At 71.4% G+C, this 19979-nt stretch carries 17 protein-coding genes and 1 pseudogene; 11 read left to right on the top strand and 7 right to left on the bottom strand.

Annotation, left to right across the window (positions count from 1 at the left end):
- Positions 1 to 55: 55 nt before the first annotated feature.
- The 5 genes from AB1285_RS14565 (at position 56) to AB1285_RS14545 (ending at position 6791) form a co-directional block, all read left to right on the top strand.
- The gene (locus AB1285_RS14565; RefSeq protein ID WP_370428147.1) at positions 56 to 1618 is read left to right on the top strand and encodes a DUF5979 domain-containing protein; all 1563 of its coding nucleotides are present in this window, start codon (positions 56 to 58) and stop codon (positions 1616 to 1618) included.
- Between the two features lie 119 nt (positions 1619 to 1737).
- On the top strand, positions 1738 to 3159 hold the full coding sequence (locus AB1285_RS14560) for a sigma-70 family RNA polymerase sigma factor (protein WP_366237220.1): 1422 nt from the start codon (positions 1738 to 1740) through the stop codon (positions 3157 to 3159).
- A 103-nt stretch (positions 3160 to 3262) separates the two neighbouring features.
- Positions 3263 to 5359, top strand: a complete 2097-nt coding sequence (locus tag AB1285_RS14555; protein ID WP_370428146.1) for a DUF11 domain-containing protein — start codon at positions 3263 to 3265, stop codon at positions 5357 to 5359.
- Positions 5360 to 5469: 110 nt separating this feature from the next.
- A complete protein-coding gene (wecB, locus tag AB1285_RS14550) occupies positions 5470 to 6567 on the top strand; it encodes a non-hydrolyzing UDP-N-acetylglucosamine 2-epimerase (RefSeq protein WP_370428145.1) in 1098 nt (365 codons plus the stop codon).
- Positions 6567 to 6791, top strand: coding sequence for an LPXTG cell wall anchor domain-containing protein (locus tag AB1285_RS14545; protein ID WP_370428144.1), 225 nt, complete (start codon positions 6567 to 6569; stop codon positions 6789 to 6791). The genes wecB and AB1285_RS14545 overlap by 1 nt, the downstream gene beginning before the upstream one ends.
- Before the next feature lie 85 nt (positions 6792 to 6876).
- On the opposite strand, the gene AB1285_RS14540 is transcribed toward AB1285_RS14545, so the two are convergent.
- Complete coding sequence (locus AB1285_RS14540) at positions 6877 to 7053, bottom strand: hypothetical protein (protein WP_370428143.1); 177 nt, start codon at positions 7051 to 7053, stop codon at positions 6877 to 6879.
- Here AB1285_RS14540 and AB1285_RS14535 point away from each other — a divergent pair.
- From AB1285_RS14535 to AB1285_RS14515, 5 genes and pseudogenes are all read left to right on the top strand, one after another.
- A pseudogene (locus AB1285_RS14535) lies at positions 6968 to 7366 on the top strand (glycosyltransferase); the annotation flags it as partial. The gene AB1285_RS14540 and the pseudogene AB1285_RS14535 sit on opposite strands and share 86 nt — an antisense overlap.
- A 127-nt stretch (positions 7367 to 7493) precedes the next feature.
- Positions 7494 to 8150, top strand: a complete 657-nt coding sequence (locus AB1285_RS14530) for a glycosyltransferase (protein WP_370428142.1) — start codon at positions 7494 to 7496, stop codon at positions 8148 to 8150.
- Positions 8150 to 8743: an exosortase/archaeosortase family protein gene (locus AB1285_RS14525; protein WP_187662918.1), complete on the top strand. Its 594-nt coding sequence runs from the start codon at positions 8150 to 8152 to the stop codon at positions 8741 to 8743. Before AB1285_RS14530 ends, AB1285_RS14525 begins: the two co-directional genes overlap by 1 nt.
- Positions 8744 to 8819: 76 nt before the next feature.
- Entirely contained in the window at positions 8820 to 9491 is a 672-nt protein-coding gene (locus AB1285_RS14520; protein ID WP_187662919.1) for a hypothetical protein, read from the top strand.
- A gap of 34 nt (positions 9492 to 9525) precedes the next feature.
- Positions 9526 to 11268 carry an isopeptide-forming domain-containing fimbrial protein gene (locus AB1285_RS14515; protein WP_370428141.1) on the top strand — a complete coding sequence of 581 codons (1743 nt, stop codon included), beginning with the start codon at positions 9526 to 9528 and terminating at the stop codon, positions 11266 to 11268.
- An 89-nt stretch (positions 11269 to 11357) separates the two neighbouring features.
- On the opposite strand, the gene AB1285_RS14510 is transcribed toward AB1285_RS14515, so the two are convergent.
- A complete protein-coding gene (locus tag AB1285_RS14510) occupies positions 11358 to 11885 on the bottom strand; it encodes a cytochrome C5 (protein WP_370428140.1) in 528 nt (175 codons plus the stop codon).
- A 153-nt stretch (positions 11886 to 12038) separates the two neighbouring features.
- Between AB1285_RS14510 and AB1285_RS14505 the strand changes: the two genes are divergently transcribed.
- A complete protein-coding gene (locus tag AB1285_RS14505; RefSeq protein WP_370428139.1) occupies positions 12039 to 14219 on the top strand; it encodes a S8 family peptidase in 2181 nt (726 codons plus the stop codon).
- A 69-nt stretch (positions 14220 to 14288) separates the two neighbouring features.
- Here the strand turns inward: AB1285_RS14505 and corA are convergent, their stop codons facing one another.
- From corA to AB1285_RS14480, 5 genes are all read right to left on the bottom strand, one after another.
- A complete protein-coding gene (gene corA / locus AB1285_RS14500) occupies positions 14289 to 15290 on the bottom strand; it encodes a magnesium/cobalt transporter CorA (RefSeq protein ID WP_187662923.1) in 1002 nt (333 codons plus the stop codon).
- A 291-nt stretch (positions 15291 to 15581) separates the two neighbouring features.
- Positions 15582 to 16376: an SDR family NAD(P)-dependent oxidoreductase gene (locus AB1285_RS14495; protein WP_315638277.1), complete on the bottom strand. Its 795-nt coding sequence runs from the start codon at positions 16374 to 16376 to the stop codon at positions 15582 to 15584.
- Positions 16377 to 16697: 321 nt separating this feature from the next.
- Positions 16698 to 17720: a Gfo/Idh/MocA family protein gene (locus AB1285_RS14490; protein ID WP_187662925.1), complete on the bottom strand. Its 1023-nt coding sequence runs from the start codon at positions 17718 to 17720 to the stop codon at positions 16698 to 16700.
- Entirely contained in the window at positions 17717 to 18736 is a 1020-nt protein-coding gene (locus tag AB1285_RS14485; protein ID WP_370428138.1) for a Gfo/Idh/MocA family protein, read from the bottom strand. Before AB1285_RS14485 ends, AB1285_RS14490 begins: the two co-directional genes overlap by 4 nt.
- Positions 18733 to 19902, bottom strand: a complete 1170-nt coding sequence (locus AB1285_RS14480; RefSeq protein ID WP_370428137.1) for an ROK family transcriptional regulator — start codon at positions 19900 to 19902, stop codon at positions 18733 to 18735. The genes AB1285_RS14485 and AB1285_RS14480 overlap by 4 nt, the downstream gene beginning before the upstream one ends.
- Positions 19903 to 19979 lie beyond the last annotated feature (77 nt).

Raw genomic sequence — 19979 nt, 5'->3', positions numbered from 1 at the left:
TCTCATCTTCGACCGTGCCCACGTCGCGTGTGCGCGGCTGTCACCGGAGGAACACATGCTGACCCATTCGCCACCCGTCCGACCCCGCTCGGGACGGAGCCGCATCGCCCGCCGCGTCGCCGCCGTCGCCATGATCGTCGGCGGATTCGTCGGAGCCCTGCTCGTCCCCGTCGCGGCGACCGCGGCCCCGCCGTACACGACCGGCGCGACGGTCGAGTCTCTGACCTTCACGGAGACGGCCGTCGCCAGCGGCACGAAGGCCGAGCTGACCGGCACCTGGTCCCTGCCGGACAACCCGGTCGCACCTGCCGGTTTCGTCGTCGAGCTCCCCGAGGGCCTCCGTGGGCTGCCGGACACCTTCCCGTTGCTCGACGCGGCGGGAGCTGAGGCGGGACGCTGCGTGACGACCGCCGCGCAGCTCGTCTGCGACATCGACAGCGCTTACCTTGAGGAGCACCCCGTCGGTCTCTCCGGAGGCTTCTCCTTCTGGGCGACGGTGACCACCGAGGTGAGCGAGACCACCACGGTCACCTACGACTTCGGTGACGTCACCGCTTCCGTCGATGTGAAGCCGGACCCTTTCATCTGCACGACCGACTGTGACTTCCGAGGCCGCGCGGACTTCAAGAGCGGGGAGTACCAGAACACCTCGGACACCATCGCGTGGGACGTCGCCGTCGGGGCGGGAGCGAAGGGCATGGCCGCGGGTCAGGAAGTCGTCGTCACCGACGTCATCGGCTCCGACCAGGAGCTCCTGCGCGAATCCGCCGCCGGGGAACGCTACCCGTCGCTGTGGGTCGCCACCGGTCTGCAGACCCTCCCCAGCGGTCTCGTCGTCCCGGGGCCGGTCACCGAGGTCGCTGCCGCCGACTACATCGTCTCCGCCGACGGGACCACCGTCACCTTCACCGCCGTCGAGGGCGGCTTCTACAACGTGCACTACCTCTCGCGGGTGACCGACGACGGTGCGGCCGGCACCTACCGCAACGCCGCCGAGATCCGGGTCGGCACCGAGACATCGTCGACGGTCACGTCGGAGGTCACCCGCCACGGCGGCTCGGGGACGGGGAACGGTACGCGCGTCGGGCGCTTCACGGCGCTGAAGACCCTCAGCGGTCCGGCGGCCGCGACCGAGCGGATCCCCGCCGGGACCCGGTACGTGCTGGAGTACACGTACCCGGCGGGGCCGGGCTTCCCGGCGGGCTCGGGGGTGCTCGATCTCGAGGCCGGATCGCCGGTGACGAGCCCAGCGCTGCCTGCCGGCGCGGAGGTCAGGGTCCGCGAGCGGGCGCCGGAGCCCGTGGCCGGCACCGCCTGGGGCACGCCGGTGATCAGCCCGGAGCGGTTCACGGTGGGGGACGAGACCGTCACCGTGAGCGTGCAGAACCCGGTGGCCGTCGTGCCCCCGCCGCCCGTTCCAGCCACGCCGAGCACGCCGGCGACGCCGAGCACGCCGGCCACGCCGAGCACGCCGAGCACGCCGGCGGGCACTCCCGGGGGCTCGCTGGCCACGACCGGCGGGGGGATCGCGACAGCGGGTCTGCTCGCCGGGGTGCTGCTTCTGGGGATGGGAGGCGCGCTGGCGGCCGCGCGACGCGCACGCCGCGGGAACCGCTGATCGCACGCGCCGGGCGGGGTGCGGCCGACATCCGCCGGGCCGTGCCCCGCGTCGGCGTGAGAACGCACGGGTGAGGTCTGTCACCTCACCGACACAGGCCCTCGGGGGAAGGGAACACCATGAGCGACGAACGCAGAGACGAGGAAAGGGAACGCGACGCGGACCTGCTGGACCGGGTCCGCGGGGGTGACGAGCAGGCCTATGCGGAGCTGTGGGAGCGCTACGCACCCGCGGCGGCGGCCGTGGCCCGCAGCTACTGGTGGTCAGCCGATGCCGACGACCTCGTCGCAGAGTCCTTCACCCGCATCTATCAGGCGATCCAGGCCGGGAAGGGGCCGACGGCCGCGTTCAAGCCGTACCTGTTCGCCACGATGCGCAATCTCGCCATCAGCTGGGGCCGCGCCCGTCGCGAGGTGCCCATCGAGTACATCGAGGCGGTGGAGGACCCGAACAGCACGGATGCCGCGGCCGACGCCGATTTCGACGCCTCGCTCGTCTCGCAGGCCATCCTGGCCCTGCCGGAGCGCTGGCAGGATGTGCTGTGGTTCGGCGAGGTCGAGCACCTCTCCATGCACGAGATCGGCAAGCGCCTCGACATCAGCGAGCGCGCGGCCGCGGTCCTCGCCTTCCGTGCCAGGGAGGGGCTCCGGCAGGCCTGGATCACCGCGCACGTCGCGGCCCGCCCGCCGGCCTCCCGGGAGTGTCAGTGGACGATGGGGAAGCTGGGCGCACACGCCCGCCAGCGCCTCACGCCCCGGGACACGGCCCGTGTGCACGCCCACCTCGACGAGTGCGCCGACTGCCGCGCCAAGGCCGAGGAGGCGCGTCACGCCAGCTCGCGCATGCTGTCCGTCCTCTTCCCCGCCGGCATCACGGTGGGGGCCGGTGCGCAGATCTGGCAGTCGCTGACATCTGCCGGACTGTCCGCCAGCGCCGCCCCGCTGCCGCCCGCGATCGCCGCTCCGGTCGCGGGTATCGCTGCGGCGAAGGCCACCATCGGTATCGTGGCCGCGGTCGCCGCGACGACCCTCGCGGCGACCGTCGCCGCCACGGTGGTCGGGGGCACCGCCGTGGTCGCGGCGCCCGCCGCCACGGAGGTCGTGACGTGGAGCGTACCCACCCCGGCCCCATCCCCGGAGGCGACATCCGCCCCGGCGGCGACGCCGGTCGCGAGCCCTCCGCCGTCGGCCGCGCCGGAGCCGTCCGCTCCGGCAGCGCCGCCGCCGGAGCCGGAGCCGGAACCCGTCCCCGAGGCGAGCGTGCCGAGCGCTCCTGTCCTCATCGACGTGCCAGGACAGGTCTCACGCACCGAGCTGCTGTCCGTGACCGTGGCGTGCGAGGTCGGTGCCGACCTCACGGTGTCCGCCTACGGCGCCACCCTGGCGGCGGGGACGTGCGCGGCGAACGAGCGATGGCAGGCGAGCTTCCGCGTCGACGCCTATCCGGTGCCCGCCGGGACCGCAGTGACCCTGAGTTTCGCGCAGTCCAACATCGCCGGGATCTCCGGCGCGGCGAGCGCGGAGGTGGTCATCGTGGATTGATTTCGGAACCGCGCGTAATCACCCCCGCGGATCGCTGTCCTGTAGGAGTCCGCCATCTCCGGATACCAGCGGATGAAGAGATCGAGATTGGAACCACATCGCCATGAGGAAACGATCGGGCGCCTTCGTGCTCGGATTGCTGCTCGCCCTGGGCGCCGTCGCTGCCGCGGCACCCGCTGACGCCGCGACGGGAGCCGCGACCATCGTCGACGCGAACACCGGCCGGTTCACGCTGCCGGACGGCACGATCGCCACCGCCACACTCGCCGGCGGCTCCCGCATCTTCGGCGGCGAGGGTAAGACGCTGAGCTCCTGGAGCGGCACGGATGCCATGTACGCGGCCGGTGTCTCGGCGAAGGACCTCGCGACGCTCGACGTCCACTCGAACGCGAACTGCGGGACGTCGTCGCGCTGCGGCGAGGGGCAGCTCACGATCACGTTCGATCGCCCGGTCGACGATCCCGCGATCCACATCGCCGAGTTCGGCGCCGGGACCGGCGGTACCGTGCTCGGCGGGATCTCGGTCGCAGACGGCATCCGTTTCGCCTCCTCCGACGGCGGCGCCACCCGTGCGGTCGTCTCCGACGGCGCCACTTTCGTGGACGGAGGCGACGGCTACTCCCGCGGCGACATGAGGATCTCCTGCACCGCGGCCTCGCGCCCCGGCGGCTGCGGAAGCTTCACCGTCCCGGGCACCAAGATCACCCGGATCGTCTTCGATGTCGCCCGCTTCGCCCTCGGCGGCACGCAGACCGCAGCGCTGGACGGCTACGCCCTCGGGGTGACCGCCACCGCCACGCCGGACCCGAAGGTCGCCGGACTCTCGATCGCCAAGGTCGTCGACAAGGCCGCGGCCGCACCGGGCGACGTCCTCGACTACACCATCACCGTCCGGAACACCGGCGAGGCGGAGGCCCGTCAGGTGCCCGTGACCGACACGCTTCCCGCCGGGCTGCGCGATGCGACGGCCGATCAAGGCGGCGTGGTCGCCGACGGCGCGGTCGCCTGGACAATCGACGCCCTTCCCGCCGGCGGCACGAGCACCCTGCACGTCTCCGGGACCGTCGACCGCGCAGGCGCGGGCACCACCCTCGTCAACCGCGCCGTGGTGGAGAACCCCGCCGGTGTCCCGGCCGAGACGCCGGCGCCCACGTCCTCCACGCCGTGTGCGGACGACGCGAGTGTCGCCTGCGCCTCCACTGTCGTCGCCGCCCTGCCGGCGTTGTCGCTCGCGAAGACCGTCGACAAGCAGGTCGCCGGCCATGACGAAGCGCTGTCGTACACCCTGGTCGTCGGCAACGCCGGGACGGCCCCGGCGACCGATGTCCCCGTGACCGATGTCCTTCCGCCCGCCTTGACCGCGGTCTCGGCCGATCAGGGCGGCGTGGTCGCCGACGGCGCCGTCCACTGGACGCTCCCCGAGGTCCCGGCCGGCGGCGAGGTCGTGCTGCACGTGACCGGCACGACGCCGGGAGGTCTCGACGAGGCCCAGCTCGTGAACCGCGCCACCGTGCAGAACTCCGCCGCTGCGCCGAACGGGACGCCCGCGCCGACGGTGACCACCCCGTGTCCTGACGACCCGCAGCAGGCATGCGCCCTGACCGCGGTGGCCCCGCTCGCCTCGTTGGAGATCGACAAGACCGTGGCGCAGTCCGCCGCGCCGGCGGGGTCCATCCTCGACTACACGATCACCGTGTCGAACGTCGGCCCCGGTGCTGCGACGCAGATCCCCGTCGTCGACGACCTGCCCGACGGTGCGCGGTTCATCGCCGCCTCGACCGGGGGCGTCGCCGTGCAGGACAGGGTGGGCTGGGTTGTGCCGGAGCTCGGCCCCGGGGAGTCGGCCACGATGACCCTCCGCGCGCAGCTGCCGCGGGACGCCGAGGGCACCGTCGTCAACCGCGCCACCGTCGCCTATGACGAGTCGATGATCGCCGGCCTGCGGGCAGCGGCGGTCCAGGCCGGGATCGCCGTTCCGGACGACCTGTCCGGCCTCCCCGCGCTGCCGCCGCTGTCGGCGACGCACGCCTGCGCGGACGACGCGCAGTGGTCGTGCGCGGCGACCGTCGTCCGCGCCCCTGCCGCTGCAGGGCTCGCGCAGACGGGCGGCACGCCGCTCTCCGTCCTCCCCGCGATCGCGCTGCTGGCGGGTGGAGCTCTGCTCCTCATCGTCTCCGCGCGTCGCGCGACCCACCGATAACCACTGATCGCGTCAGCCACGGGGGACCTCCCTCCGGGGGGTGATCGAGGTACCCAGAAATGCACTTCTCACAGTCCACTTCGTCCGTTCCGCTGCCGAAAGGCTCCGTCATGATCGTCTTCGGGACCCGTCCCGAGATCATCAAGCTCGCTCCGCTCGTCCGCGAACTGGGAGATGCCGCCTTCGTCGTCCATACCGGGCAGCACTACGACCCGGGGATGTCCCGGGTGTTCCTCCGGTCCTGCGGGATCGAGCGCGTCGATCTCCAGCTGCATGTCGGCGGTCTCCCGCGCGCGGCGCAGATCGGGCGCGCCGCCGAGCAGATCGCCGAGGCCATCGCCCGCTTCGAGCCGCGGTACGTCGTGGTCCAGGGCGACACGAACGCGACGTTCGCCGCCGCTCTCGCCGCGAATGCCGCAGGGGTGCGCCTCGGGCACGTCGAGGCGGGACTGCGGGCGCACGATCGCCGGATGCCCGAGGAGCACAACCGGGTGATGGTCGACCACATCGCCGACGACCTGTTCGCGGCGACGGCGGCGAACCGCGCCAACCTCCTCGCCGAGGGCATCGACGAGGAGCGCATCCGCGTCACCGGCAATCCGGTGGTGGAGGCGGTGCGCGCCCAGCGCGCGGGCGCGGCCGGCGATGCGGACGAGCTCGCGCGGCTCGGATTGACGCCTGCCGGCTTCGTCCTCGCCACACTGCACCGTCAGGAGAACGTGGACACTCCGGAGAACCTCCTGGCCACCCTCCGCGCCTTCAACGCGATCGCGGCGTCGGGGTGGCCCGTCGTGTTCCCCGTGCACCCACGCACCAGGGCGATGCTCACCTCGCTGGACGCCACGCACCTCCTGGACGCACTGATCGCCGAGGAGCCGCTCCCCTACGAGCGGTTCCTGGCGCTCGCCGCCCACGCCGCTCTGCTGGTCTCCGACTCCGGCGGCATCCAGGAGGAGGCGACGGTGATCGGCCGCCCCGTCCTCGTCGTGCGGGACTCGACCGAGCGCCCCGAGGCACTGGGCGCCTTCACCCGGCTCGTCACCCCGCAGGAGCTCGCTCCGGCCGCCTCCGTCCTGCTCGGCGCGGTGGAGCCGACCCTCGCCCGACTCGCCACCCTGCCGTCCCCCTTCGGCGACGGGCAGGCCACCGCGCGCATCGCGGCGCACATCCGCAGCACCGTCGCCTCGACCCGCACTGAGGAGTCCTGATGTACAGCAACGCCCTGACCACCCCGCTCGCCACGGTCGGCGCCCTCGCCGTCACAGGTCCGGAATCGATGACCACCTGGGTCATGGCGGCGGGCATCGCGGTCACCGTGGGGGCGGGGCTGCTCCTGCGCACCCGCCTGCTGCGGCGGTCGGCACCGGCTCCCCGCCTGCTCCGTCGGTCCGTCGCGCCGGAAGAGGACCCCGCGCGGGGGAGGACACCCTGATGTTCCCGGTGCTCAACGCGTTCACGGTCCTGCTCGGCGTCGCGTTCGTCACGTACGTCCTGTTCATCCTCATCCCCTACCTCCGTTATCCGAAGACCACCCCGGGCGATCCGGCGAGCTTCGAATGGCACTTCTTCATCCCGTGCCGGGACGAGGAGGCGGTGATCGATACGACCGTGTCGCGGGCGCGGCGGGACTTCCCCGGCGCCCACGTCTGGGTGATCGACGACGACAGCGAGGACGCCACGGCGTCGATCGTCACCCGATGGGCCGAGGCCGACGAGCACGTGCATCTCGTTCAGCGCCGTCGCCCCGAGGCGCGGACCGGCAAGGGCGACGCACTCAACGCCGCCTATCATCAGCTCCTGGCCTGGCTCCCCGCAGACGCCGACCACGATCGGATCGTCGTCGTCGTCATCGACGCGGACGGCGAGATGGAGCCCAACGCCCTCGAGATCTGCGCCGCCGACGACATCTTCGGCGACGAGAGCGTGGGGGCGGCGCAGATCGCGGTCTGGATGAAGAACCGCGACGACCCGAAGCCCTACCCGCACGGCGGGCGGTTCGCCAACACGTTCGCGCGGTTCCTGCTGCGGATGCAGGATCTCGAGTTCCGCACCACCATCGCCGCGATGCAGTCGCTCCGGGCGAAGACCGGGACCGTGGGGGCTGGGCGGCAACGGCCAGTTCACCCGGCTCTCCGTGCTCGATGCGATCGGCGACACCTTCGGCGAACCGTGGCACGGCGCCCTGCTCGAGGACTACGAGCTGGGCGTCCATGTCGTGCTGGCGGGCTACCAGGTCCGCCACGTCTACGACACGCACGTGAACCAGGAGGCGCTGCCCTCGATCCGCCGTCTGCTCACGCAGCGCACCCGGTGGGCGCAGGGGAACATCCAGTGCGTCAAGTACATCCGCGAAGTGGTGAAGTCGCCGTACGTCGACAACGCCGGGGTCATCGAGACCGTGTACTACCTCGTGCTGCCCTTCCTCCAGATGCTCGGAGGGCTCTCGTTCCTCATCCTGTTCAGCGCCCAGGTCGGGTACTGGGTGCAGCAGCCGGAGCTCTTCCAGGTCGCGCTCGGCGACACCCTCGGCGTCCTCGGGCTGCTGTTCGCCTTCTCCGTCGCCCCGTTCGCCGTCTGGGGGTTCGTCTACAAGATCCGCTGCGAACCCCAGGCGAGCTGGCTGACGGCGCTGGGGTGGGGGCTCGGGGTGTGGCTCTACGTCTATTACATGTACATCTGCATCGCGCGGGCGTTCCTGCGCATCGTCCGGGGCAAGAACGGATGGGCCAAGACACGCCGCAATGCGGAGGCCCACGTCGTCGTCAACGGATCCGTCGCCGTGGAGGCCTGATGACCACCGTCACCGAAACCCTGCCCGCCCTCCGCGCCCGTCGACTGGATCGGGTGTCGCCGCCGAACCGTGCCGCGCGGGTGGTCGTGGCCCTGCTGATGCTCGCCGCGGGCGGAGCGCTCCTGGCGGTCAACACCTCCTTCCGCGCCGTCGAGGCGGTCGTCGCGACGTGGCTGCTCTCGCCGTTCGTCGAGGGCCAGCGCGCGGCGATCGGCGAGCACTATCTCGTCTGGACCCCGACCGGAGACCTGATCGCTCTGCAGATCACGGTCGAGTGCACAGCACTCCTGATCGGGCTCCCGCTCACCGTGGTCGCCGCGGTGATCCTCGCCTTCACCCGCGTGCGGTGGAGCCGGCTGTTCGGCGGGCTCGCAGCCATGTGGGGCATCGTCTTCGCGGTCAACATGCTGCGGCTCGTCCTGATCGGCTGGGCCACCCAGACCTGGGGTCTCGATCCGGGCTACAAGGTGAGCCACGTGTTCGTGGGTTCCCTCGTCGGCGTCCTGGGGTACGTCGTCGGACTCGTCGTGATGCTCCTGATCATCGGCGTCCGTGCCCCGCAGCGCCGGAATACTCGCCGTCCGCGGGCGTAATCGACCCCCGTCCCCACCGTCTCATTCGCGGCGAAGCACTCTGCTCGTCGTGTCCACATCAAGAAAGAGGCTCATCATGAAGAGCATCCTCAAGACCGCGTGCAGCGCCGGTGTCGGCCTGCTGATCGTCGGGGGCTCGCTCCTCGGCGCGCAGGGGGCCATGGCCGCCGACCAGCCCGACTCCACCGACGGCGCATCGAGCGGCGGCATCTCCTCGGTCCGCAGCACGGAAGACGTCGACGGTCAGGCCTCGACCCGCGGCTACCTGGGTCGAGCCACCCAGACGGCCGCGACGGGCGTGACGCCGGGGTCGGAGATCAAGGAGGGCGCGATCGTCCAGCTCGTCAACGACGAGCAGATCGACGGCGTCTACAAGGTGATCCTGCCCGTGCCGGCGCACACGACCTTCGCGTCGGCGACCAGCGGCGGTCAGCTCGTCGGCGGGAACGTCGTCTGGACGTTCAACGTCACGCACGACGGCGGCACCAGCATCGTCACCCCGATGGCGACGTTCACCGTCGACGCCGACTACTGGGGTCCGCAGATCACCAACAGCGCCAAGGTGCTCTACACCGGTGGCGTCTTCACCGACGACCACCGCTTCACCTACAACTACAGCCACACCTTCGCCGAGCGTCCGCCGGTGCCGGTGGCCGATCCTGCCGTCGGACTCGCGGGCGCCGGAGTGATCGCCGTCGGAGCCGCTGGCGCGTTCGCGCTGCGTCGTCGTCCCTCGGCGACCCGGTGACGGGCGCCGGACAGACACGGAGGAACAGAGACCTGTGAAGAAGACATCCTTTCTTCGGGGTGCGCTGACCGTGGGGGTGCTCACCGTTCTGGCGGCGGGCGCCCTCGCGGGTGCCCCCGCCGCCTCGGCGGCCGACGTCAACGGCTGGAGCGGATCGGGAGACACCCGCACCGCGTCGGCCGCCGGAGCGACGGCCCGCATCACCACCACCGACAAGGTGCAGATCAAGAGCTCCGGTGACGTCGTCAATCTCGCCACCGTGCGCGACGGCGGGGAGCTCGGGCTCAACGTGATCGGCCTCAACGAGGGATACCCCTGCAAGAACGGCATCGAGTGCGTCCGCGGGAACGTCGTGGTCGACTTCGGCCAGCAGGTGACGAACCCGAAGATCACCCTCGCCAACCTCGGCGGTGACGTGTACTCCATCGGCGGCGTCGTGCAGTCCTCGGCGAAGTACACGCTGAAGACCTCCGGGGTGAGCCTCAGCGCCGTGAGCGGCAACCTGGACGTGACGTCGAACACGATCACCTCGACCTCCTTCGCCGCCAAGACCGGCACGGTGCAGGTCAACGGCACCGTCTCGAAGGTGGAGTTCCAGCTCAGCATGCGCTCGAAGGGCGCGTTCCTCGGGCTCGTGCCGACCTGGACGAAGGTGCCGAGCGACCTGCACAGCATCGACATCGACGTGGACAAGCCGACGGCGCCCGCGCTGACGGTGGACAAGAACGATCACCGCGACAGCGCCGTGATCGGCGACCAGCTCTCGTACGACATCGTGGTGCGCAACACCGGCACCGCTGCGGCGAGCAACGTCGTCGTCAGCGACGACCTGCCGGCCGGACTCACCGGTATCACCGCCTCGTACACCGCTGGCACGACGGGTCAGGTGTCGGTCACCGGGCAGCGCGTCCAGGGCACGATTCCATCGCTCGCTCCTGGCGCGTCCTCGACGATCACCGTGAAGGCGACCGTCGGGGCATCCACGCCGATCGGGAACCTGCGCAACAACGCCTGCGCCGTGGGAACCGCCACGAACCAGGCCTGTGACTGGGACGACACCACCATCACCAAGAAGACCACGCCCGTGCTGACGATCAGCAAGGACGACGGTCAGGGTGATGTGAAGCTCGGACAGGACCTGACGTACGACATCGTCGTGCGGAACACCGGCGACGGTGCGGCCACGAACGTCGTGGTCAGCGATCCGCTCCCGGCCGGTCTCGACTTCGTCTCGGGCAGCGGCCCGTCGGGTGTGACGGTGAGCGCCTCCGGGCGCACCATGACCGCCAACCTCGGCACGCTCGAGGCAGGGCAGTCGGTCACGCTGAAGGTGAACGCCAAGGTCAACCAGTCGGCTCCTCCCGGGGCGCTGACCAACCAGGCCTGCGCGGTCGCCGGTAACGCGGCGAACGTGTGCGCGACCGACACCGACACCGTCAAGCGCGAGTTCTTCCAGTACACGTTCAACTCGAACCCGACCGACCCGACGCCGGGCCAGGCCGTGACGTACCGGATGGAGTTCGGCAACAACGGCAACGTCGACTCGGCGAACGCGGAGATCGAATACACGCTGGCGGGCATCCTCGACGATTCCAGCTGGAACCCGTCGAGCGTGACGGCCAACCGCGGCACCGTCACCGTGAGCGGCGACAGCATCGACTGGAAGGGGCCCCTCGCCTCGGGTGAGACGGTCGTGATCACCTTCACCGGTGTCTGGAACGGGAACGGCGACGGTTTCGCCTTCCCCAACGTCACCTACTACGGCAGCGCGCGCTAGCCGGCACTCAGGCGAACGCGCGGGTGCAGGCCCATTCCTCTGGGGTGGCCTGTGCTCGCGTGTTCGCCTGTTTCCGCGCGTCGGCGGGGTCAGTCGCGGTCGGCGCGGCTGATGAGGTCCATCAGCTCGTCGAGCGTGTCGACGTCGATGACCTCGGTGCCGTCGGGCTCGCGCACCTCGATGCCGTCGACCTCCAGCTCCTCATCGAGCTGCACGAGGATGCGCGACTCCGGGAACTGCCGGGGGGCGACGAACGCGAGCAGCACGGCGTCCGCGAACACCACGACCGACGTGGCCTCGAGGTCGTCCCGCAGGTCGACCTGCTCGACCACCGGCTCCTCGTCCACCGCATCCTCGATGTCGAGCGCGAGCTCCTCGACGATCGCCCGCCACCGCTTCTCGCTCATCGAGAGCACGCGCGCGATGGCCGCCACGAGCTCGTCCGGATCCATGTCCTCCGCGCTCTCGTCGCCGTCGAGCTCGGGGTCCACGTTCACGTTCACGACGGTGCCGGCGGCGTCCAGGCTCGCCCGTCCGTAGACGAGACCGTTCTCGGAGACGGGGTCTTCGAGCAGACCGCTCTCGACGATGCGGGACAGGAGGATTTCGAGCGCCATGCTTCCAGTCTCGCGCATCCTGCCTTCCGCGGCCCCTGGTTCTTCCGCGACCTCGGCCCAGGGTCGCGCGTAATCGAACACCCCTTCGCGCCTCTTGTTCACTGGACCATCCCGACTCGACGGCCCAGGGCCGCGTTCGAAAGGCAGGCTGCTGTGATCCGTCCCCTCTCCCGCGGCATCGGCGTGGCGCTCGCCGTCGGTGTCGCTCTCGCCCTCGCGATCCCGTCATCCCCGCTCCCGGCGGCTGCGGAGGTCGCCCCCGACACCCCCGCCCTGAACTGGGTCGTGAACACCGCCCCCGGCGGTCCGAGCGAGGAGACGCTGCGTGCGGCCATCGCCGACGCGGGAGGGACGTTCCTGATCTCGTACCCGGAGATCGGGGTCACCGTCGTCCGGGCGCCCGAGGGCGGGTTCGCCGCGCAGCTCCGCGACCTCCCGTGGGTGCAGTCCGTCGGTCCCACCCGCACGTCGACCACGCCCGACCGCCTCCCCGACCCCGCCGAGTCCGCGGCAGGCGTCACGGAGGAACCCGAGGCGATGCCTGCCGAGGGCACCGCGTGGGACACGGTCGCCGTCGGCGCGACGACCCCGGGCGGCGCAGGTGTGGTCGTCGGGGTCGCGGACAACGGCATCGATGCGGGGCACCCCGACCTCGCCGACCGCATCGACCCCGCTCTCTCGGTCGGCTGCGGCATCAACGGCGTCCCGGACACCCGACCGGCGGCGTGGGCTCCGGAAGCGGGACTCTCCGGGGCCCACGGGACGCATGTGGCAGGCAGCATCGCGGGCGCTGCGGACGGCGCCGGCATCCGGGGGATCGCCTCGGACGCGCGTGTCGCGGCCATCAAGGTCGACAACCAGACAGGGCACATCTACCCGGAAGCCAGCATCTGCGCCACGATGTGGGCGGTCCGGCACGACATCCCGGTCGTGAACCACAGCTACTACGTCGACCCCTGGTACGTCTGGTGCGCCGGCGACGAGACGCAGTCCGCCGCGCTCGAAGCCCTTCGGCGCACGTACGCGTACGCGCATGAGCAGGGCGTCGTCACCGTCGCCGCCGTGGGCAACGAGGCGCAGGACCTCGCCACCATGACCACCGACGTCGTCAGCCCCAATGACGGTGCACCCGAGCCGCGCCCGGTCGACTCGTCGTGCCTGAAGGCCCCGGCCGGGCTGCCCGACGTGATCTCGGTCGCCGCCGCCGACCAGGACGAGACCAGCGGCGCCGTCGTCATGGCCCGATTCTCCAACTACGGAGCGGGCACGGTCACCGTCACCGCACCCGGCGTCGTCTGGTCTGCGGTGACCCGTCAGGACGACGGCTCGATCTACGCGCTGTTCCCCGGCACCTCCATGGCCTCCCCGCACGTCGCGGGGCTCGTCGCGCGGCTGCTCGCGGCCGACCCGACGCTCACCCCGGACGAGGTCACGCGCCGTATCACGGCAACGGCCGACGGGGTCGCGGACGAAGGGCCGGACCGGATGGGCGCAGGCCTCATGGACGCCGACATCGGCGCCTCCGTCCCCGCTGTCGGCGTCTACTCCCGTGTCGCCCTCACCGGTCAGCCGTTCCGGGTGACGGGCAGCGGGTATCCGCCGCGGAGCAGTGTGGAGCTTCGCGTGGGCACGGCCACCATGCCGGTGCAGACCGACGGGCAGGGACGGTTCGCGACCGTGTTCCCCATCCCGGCGGATGCCCCTGTGGGCGTGAGCACTCTGACCGACGGCGCGGCCCGTGCGCCCATCGTCATCCGCACTTCTCCGGCTGCGCCGACCATCCTCACCCCGAAGGCCGGAGCCACGGTCGCGGCGACCACCACGACGATCTCGGGTACCGGCGTCCCGGGCTCGCGCGTCCGCGTGCACGTGCGCGACGGGGAGCTCACGCCGTTCCTGCGGTTCGTGACCGTGCGCGACGACGGCACCTGGACGGTGGACGCGCCGCTGACGCAGGGGACCTACGAGGTCGTGGCCCGGACGATCATGGGCACCGACACCTCGACCACCACCGCGCCGATCCGGTTCTCGGTGCACACGAAGTCGGCGATCGGCTACTCCGTGGAGCTCGCTCCGCAGCCGGGAGCGCCGCAGGACACGCTGATCGTCCTCGACCTCGCCAATGCCGGGGCGGCGGGCGGACGGGCTGTCGTGGACATCGATCTGACGGCGTTCGCGGATGTCGAGGTCCCCGTGCCGCCGGTGGGCGAGGTCGAGCGGACGGCTCGGGGGCTGCGGTGGACCCTCACGCTGGACTCGGCGCAGAAGGCCCAGCTGCAGATCCCCGCGACCTCCGGCGACGACCCGGCGTTCCCCGTGATCGCTGTTCGATGAGACAGGCGGTCACGCCGGTTCAGGCGCTTTCCGGAAGCGATGGCCTGAACCGGCGTGACAGCCTGCGCGTCACAACCACTTCTTGTACTTGAACACCCCGAACAGGCCGACGGCGAAGGCAAGCATCGCCCCGATCGCCATCGGATAGCCGAACGCCCAGTGCAGCTCGGGCATCACGTCGAAGTTCATGCCGTAGACGGTGCCGACGAGGGTGGGCGCGAAGATGATGGCCGCCCACGAGGAGATCTTCTTGATCTCATCGTTCTGGGCCAAGCCCGCCTCCGAATGCCGCCGGGCGACGAGGGCCGACTGCACCGTGAGGGCGTTCTCCAGGATCGCCCGGAACGAGTCCACGCGCTCGTTGACGCGGATCGTGTGGTCGAGCACGTCGCGGAGCGAGCGCTGCAGCTCCTCGTCGATCCGGTACTTCTCCGACCCGCGGCGCAGCCACTCCAGCATGCCGCTCAGGGGGTGCACGGCGCGCTGGAAGTTGATGACCTCGCGGGAGAGCTCGTAGATGCGGCGGGAGAGGGCGTCGTCGTCGCTGTCGCCGAAGAGCTGGTCCTCGATCTCGTCGATGTCGTTCTCGAGGCCGGCGACGACGGGCTCGTACTCGTCCACGACCTCGTCGAGGATCGCGTAGAACACCGCCTCCGGTCCCATCGCGAGCAGCTCCGGGTTCGCTTCCATCCGGCGGCGGACCGCGGCGAGGTTCGGCGACTCGGCGTGGCGGATCGTCACCACGAAGTCGGGGCCGATGAACAGGTGCAGCTCCCCGAACTCGATCGACTCCTCCTTGTCGCGGTACCGGGCGGGGCGCAGCACGGCGAAGAGCGTGTCGCCGTAGCGCTCCACCTTGGAGCGCTGATGCCCCGAGAGCGCGTCCTCGACGGCGAGCGGGTGCAGATCGAACTCGCGAGCGACGGACGCGACCTCCTCGGGACTCGGTCGATACAGACCGATCCACGCGATCCCGCCGGCGGCATCCAGCATCCGGTAGGTCTCGTCCAGGTTCTTCGGGGTCTCCACGCGACGTCCGTGGACGTACACGCCGTTGTCGATGAGCGCCATGATGCGGCTCCGTTCTCGCGGGTGCACGCAGACCAGGGTCTGCGTGCGGATTCGTCAGGGGGCGGGAGACGCCGCCGATGACTGCGAGGCGAGAGGCACGGACGCGGAGCGGGAGCTCAACGCGCAGATGCAGGGAAGCGCGACGCAGCGAGGGCGGCGTCGTTACTATCGTCGGACATCGCCATCACCGCCTCTCCGTGCTTCTCCGGGGGCCAGCTTACCCCTCCGTTTCGAATCGCCCGAATGGCCCCATTCCGACCGGAGATGCCGCCACGTGCGCGATTCGAAGGATCAGGGGATGATGGCGTCGATGTAACCGCCGTCGACGCGGACCGCGGCGCCCGTCGTCGCCGAGGCGAGCGGGGACGCGAGGTACGCGACCATGTTCGCGATCTCCTCCGGCTCGATGAGCCGCTGCAGCAGGGACTGGGGGCGGTGCACGCGCATGAACTCACGCTGCGCCTCCTCCCACGGCAGCTGCGGATCCACGAGCGAGTACACGAAGTCCTCCACGCCGCCGGTGTGGGTCGGGCCCGCGAGCACCGAGTTCACCGTCACGCCCGTGCCGGCCGCCTCCTTCGCGAAACCCCGGGACACCGCGAGCAGCGCCGTCTTCGACATGCCGTAGTGGATCATCTCGGCGGGGATCACGACCGCGGAGTCGCTGGCGATGTCGAGCACCCGACCCCAGCCGCGCTCGGTCATGCCGGGCAGGGTCGCGCGGATGAGCCGGACGGCGGCGAGCACGTTCACCTCGAAATACCGCCGCCACTCGTCGTCGGAGATGTCGAGCGCGGGGGTCGCTCCGAAGATGCCGAGGTTGTTGACGAGGATGTCCACGTCTCCGGTGGCGGCGAGGACCGCAGCGGCCCCGTCCTCCGTGGTGACGTCGCCCGGGGCCGGCACGAGGTTCCGGTCCGGATCCTCCGCCTGCAGCGTGGCGATGACCGACGACACGGTCTCGGGGTTCCGGCCGTTGACCGCGACCCGCGCTCCCGCGTCGGCGAGGGTCGTGGCGATGGCGAGTCCGATGCCCTGAGTGGAACCCGTGACGAGGGCGGTTCTCCCGGCGAGGTCGATGCGCATGATGTCTCCTCCGTGTCGCTGCGGCCTCCGGTGCAACACCCGCCGCGCCGGTTTCATGCCCGCTCCGCCGGCACCCCGGTCCGGGAGAGGCGGTACTCGACCATGCGCGCACCGTCTCCGTGCGGGACGAGAAGCGCACCCGCGAGTCCCGAGTCAGGTGCGGGACGGGAGACGGGCCGGGGACGAGAGCGGAAGGCGCGGGTTTGATTTCGCACGGGGGGACGCCGTGGGTGCGGGATGGGAAACGTGCCGGGGGCGCGTGCGGGAGGGGCGTTTTCGATCCCGCGAGGTGCCGGTGGGAGGTGCGCACGCCCCGGGGGGCTAGAGGGGGATGGGGGTGCCGGCGCGGGACGCGGACTCCTGGGCGGCCTTCACGATCTCGACGGTGCGGATGCCGACACCGGCGTCGGGCTGGGGCTGACGGCCCGCGCGGACGGCCTGCACGAACTCCTCGAGCAGCAGGGCGTCGAGGTCGGCCCCGACCGGGGTCCAGGTCTCTCCGTGGGCATCGTGCCCGGCCACGCCCTTCGCGAAGGGGCTCACGGTCACGGTCCCGCGCTCTGCCACGACCTCGAGGGTGAGGCCGCCCCAGGTCGCCGAGCTCATCGGCCAGCTCCACGAGCAGTCGATCGTGGCGACCACGCCGCTCGGATACTGGATCGTCACGAGGCCCCCCGTCTCGACCGCGAGGTCGCGCTCCCCGTGCAGGATGCTGTTCGACACCGCGCGGACGGTCTGCGCGCGCTCTCCCAGGAGCTCGTCGAGGAGATCGGCGCAGTGCACGACGTGGTCGACCAGGGCACCGCCGCCGGCGAGCTCGGGGTCGGTGAACCAGGCCCGGTCCTGCGGCAGCTTGCCGTTGTTGATGCCGGTGACGCCGAGGATCGCCCCGAGGCGTCCGCTGCGCAGCTCGGCGACCGCATCACGCACCGCGGGGGAGAAGCGCACCGGGTACGCCACCATGAGCAGCACGCCCGCCCGGTCGCAGGCGTCGCGCATCGCGATCGCGTCCTCGACGGTCGTCGCGAGCGGCTTCTCGCACAGCACGTGCACGCCGGCCGCGGCGGCCTGCTCGACGAGGGCGCGGTGACGGGAGTTCTCGGCGGCCACCACGACCGCGTCGGGGCCCCACGCGAAGGCGTCCTCGTAGGTCTCGACGTAGGCGACCCCGAGCTCCGCGGCCAGAGCGGCGCCGCGCGGAGCGTCGTCCGGGGCGGAGGCGCCGTCGGGGTCGGCGGCGATCAGCTCGACGTCGGGCATCTGCTGCAGCGCGTGCACGTAGCTGAGGGCGTGCGTGTGCGCGAAGGACAGCACGGCGATCCGCAGCGGGCGGGGAGCGGTCATCGGGTGGACTCCTCGGCGACGGCGACGGCGGGGGACGAAGCGGGGAGGGCGACCGGGGCTCCGGAGGCGATCGAGGCGTAGGCGGCCTCGGCGACCGCGACCGCCCGGATCCCGTCCTCCGGGGTGACGGCGGCGTCGCGTCCCTCCGCGATGGCGGCAACGAAGTCGGCGATCTCCGCGTAGTACGGGCTCTCCTCCGGTGACATCGGCGGCAGGTAGTCGGTCGCACCCTCGACGAGCACGGCGTCGGTGCGCAGCGTGTGGTCCTCGGCGCTGTCGTAGCGCAGGCGCCCCTCGGAGCCGGCGACCTCGACGCTCGTGCGGAAGGGCATGCCGGGCTGCACCCAGCTCGCGTGCACGTGGCTGATGACCCCGTTGCGGTGAGTGAGCACGACGTGCGCCGTGACCGGGGCCGGCACACGGTCGTCGACCGTCGGCGGGTTCTGCACGGCGTAGACGCTGTCGACCGGGCCGGCGAACCACAGCGCCTGATCGATGTCGTGGATCATGAGGTCGCGGATGACGCCGCCCCCGGCGCGCTCCGAGAAGAACCACGGGGCCTGGGGTGCGGCGCCGAGGCGACGGAAGCGCTGCACGGCGGGGATGCCGATCTGCCCGGCGTCGATGCCGGCCTTGATGCGGGCGTACTCCCCCATGTACCGGACGACGTGCGCGGGGAACAGCCGCACTCCCGCGGCGGCTGCGGCGGCGGTCACCTCGGCGGCGGCCTCCGCGGTCGCGGCGAGCGGCTTCTCGCAGATCACGTCGAGCCCGCGGGCGATGGCGCGCAGGGCGAAGTCGGCGTGGGTGCTGCTGGGGGTGACGATGTCGACGACATCGACCTTCTCGAGGAGCGCATCGACGTCGCCCACGACCTCGAACCCGTACTCGCCGGCGATCTCCTCGGCGCCCTCCTTCGAGGTGACGAAGCCCTGCACGCCGAGCGCCCGCCAGGCGTCGGCGTGCACGCGGGAGATCCCGCCCGCGCCGATGAGTCCGACCTTCAACGTGCTCACTGCTTCTCCTCGGGGTCGTCGCCGGCCGCGGGGTCGTGCGGCAGGGGGGTGATCGGTGGGGCGGGCATGTCCTCGATGCCGTAGATGTCGCCCGGATGCCGCTGGAACGCGTGCACGACGGCGCCGTGGGCGGCGGCTTCCGCTCCCAGCCGTGCCTCCGCGACGGGCACCTGGAACGGCAGCCCGAGGTGGCCGGGCAGAGCGGCGCGCAGGGGGTCGAGCAGCTGTTCGTGCGCGGCCGAGAGTCCGCCGCCGATCACGACCATGGCGGGGTCGACCGTCATGATCAGGGTCGCGATCCCGTGGGCGAGTTCATCGATGAAGCCGTCGAGCTCCTGCTGGGCGGCCTGCTCTCCGGTGCGCGCCAGGGCGAACACCTCGGCGGCCGTCGGGGCGGTGCGCCACGAGATCTGCCCGGTCTCGGTGTTCAGGCCACGGAACGCCAGGCGACCGATGTCTCCCGCCGCGTTGTGGATGCCGCGTCGGGGACGGCCCCCGAGGATGAGGCCCATGGCGATGCGGTTGCCGACGGACAGGTAGATGACGTCGTCGACGAGCTGCGCGACGCCGAGGTGGTGCTCCGCGACGGCCGCGAGTCGCACGCCGTTGTCGACGGCCACGGGGCAGCCGAACGCCTGACGCAGCTGCGAGCCGATGTCGATGCCGGACCACTCCGGGATGACGACCGAGGTGGTGACCCGTCCGTCGTCGTCGACGATGCCGGGCAGGGAGACGCCGATCGCCCGCAGACCGGTCCGCGGCAGCGAGAGCGGGGCGAGAGTGCCGCGGACGTCGTCGATCACCGCGGCGAGCTTGGCCGGGCCGTCCGGCTGCTCCGCGACGCCGGGGAACGCCCGCTGGGCGATGACCACGCCCGCGAGATCCGCGACGACGACCCGCACGCTCGCGACCCCGATGTCCACGCCCACCACCACACCGGCCGCGGCGTGGAAGGAGTAGCGGCGGGCCGGGCGCCCCGCGCCCCCGGCGTTCTGCGTGGGAGCGTCGACGAGGAGTCCGGAGTCGGAGAGCACCGCCACGGCGTTCTCCACGGAGGTGCGAGAGACCTCGAGCGAGCGGGAGAGGTCGCTGACGGTCGCCGGCCCGGCGTCCCGCAGCCGGAGTGCGGACCGCGCCACGATCGAGAGCGGACTGGTCGCGCCCATCGGGTCCCTCCTTCGTCTCCGCCGTTGGTGCGATCAAATTAGCACACCCGATTCTCAGATCGGGGATTGTTGTTCAC

Source organism: Microbacterium sp. NRRL B-14842 (assembly GCF_050470785.1).
This window is presented reverse-complemented; position numbering and strand designations above follow the sequence as displayed.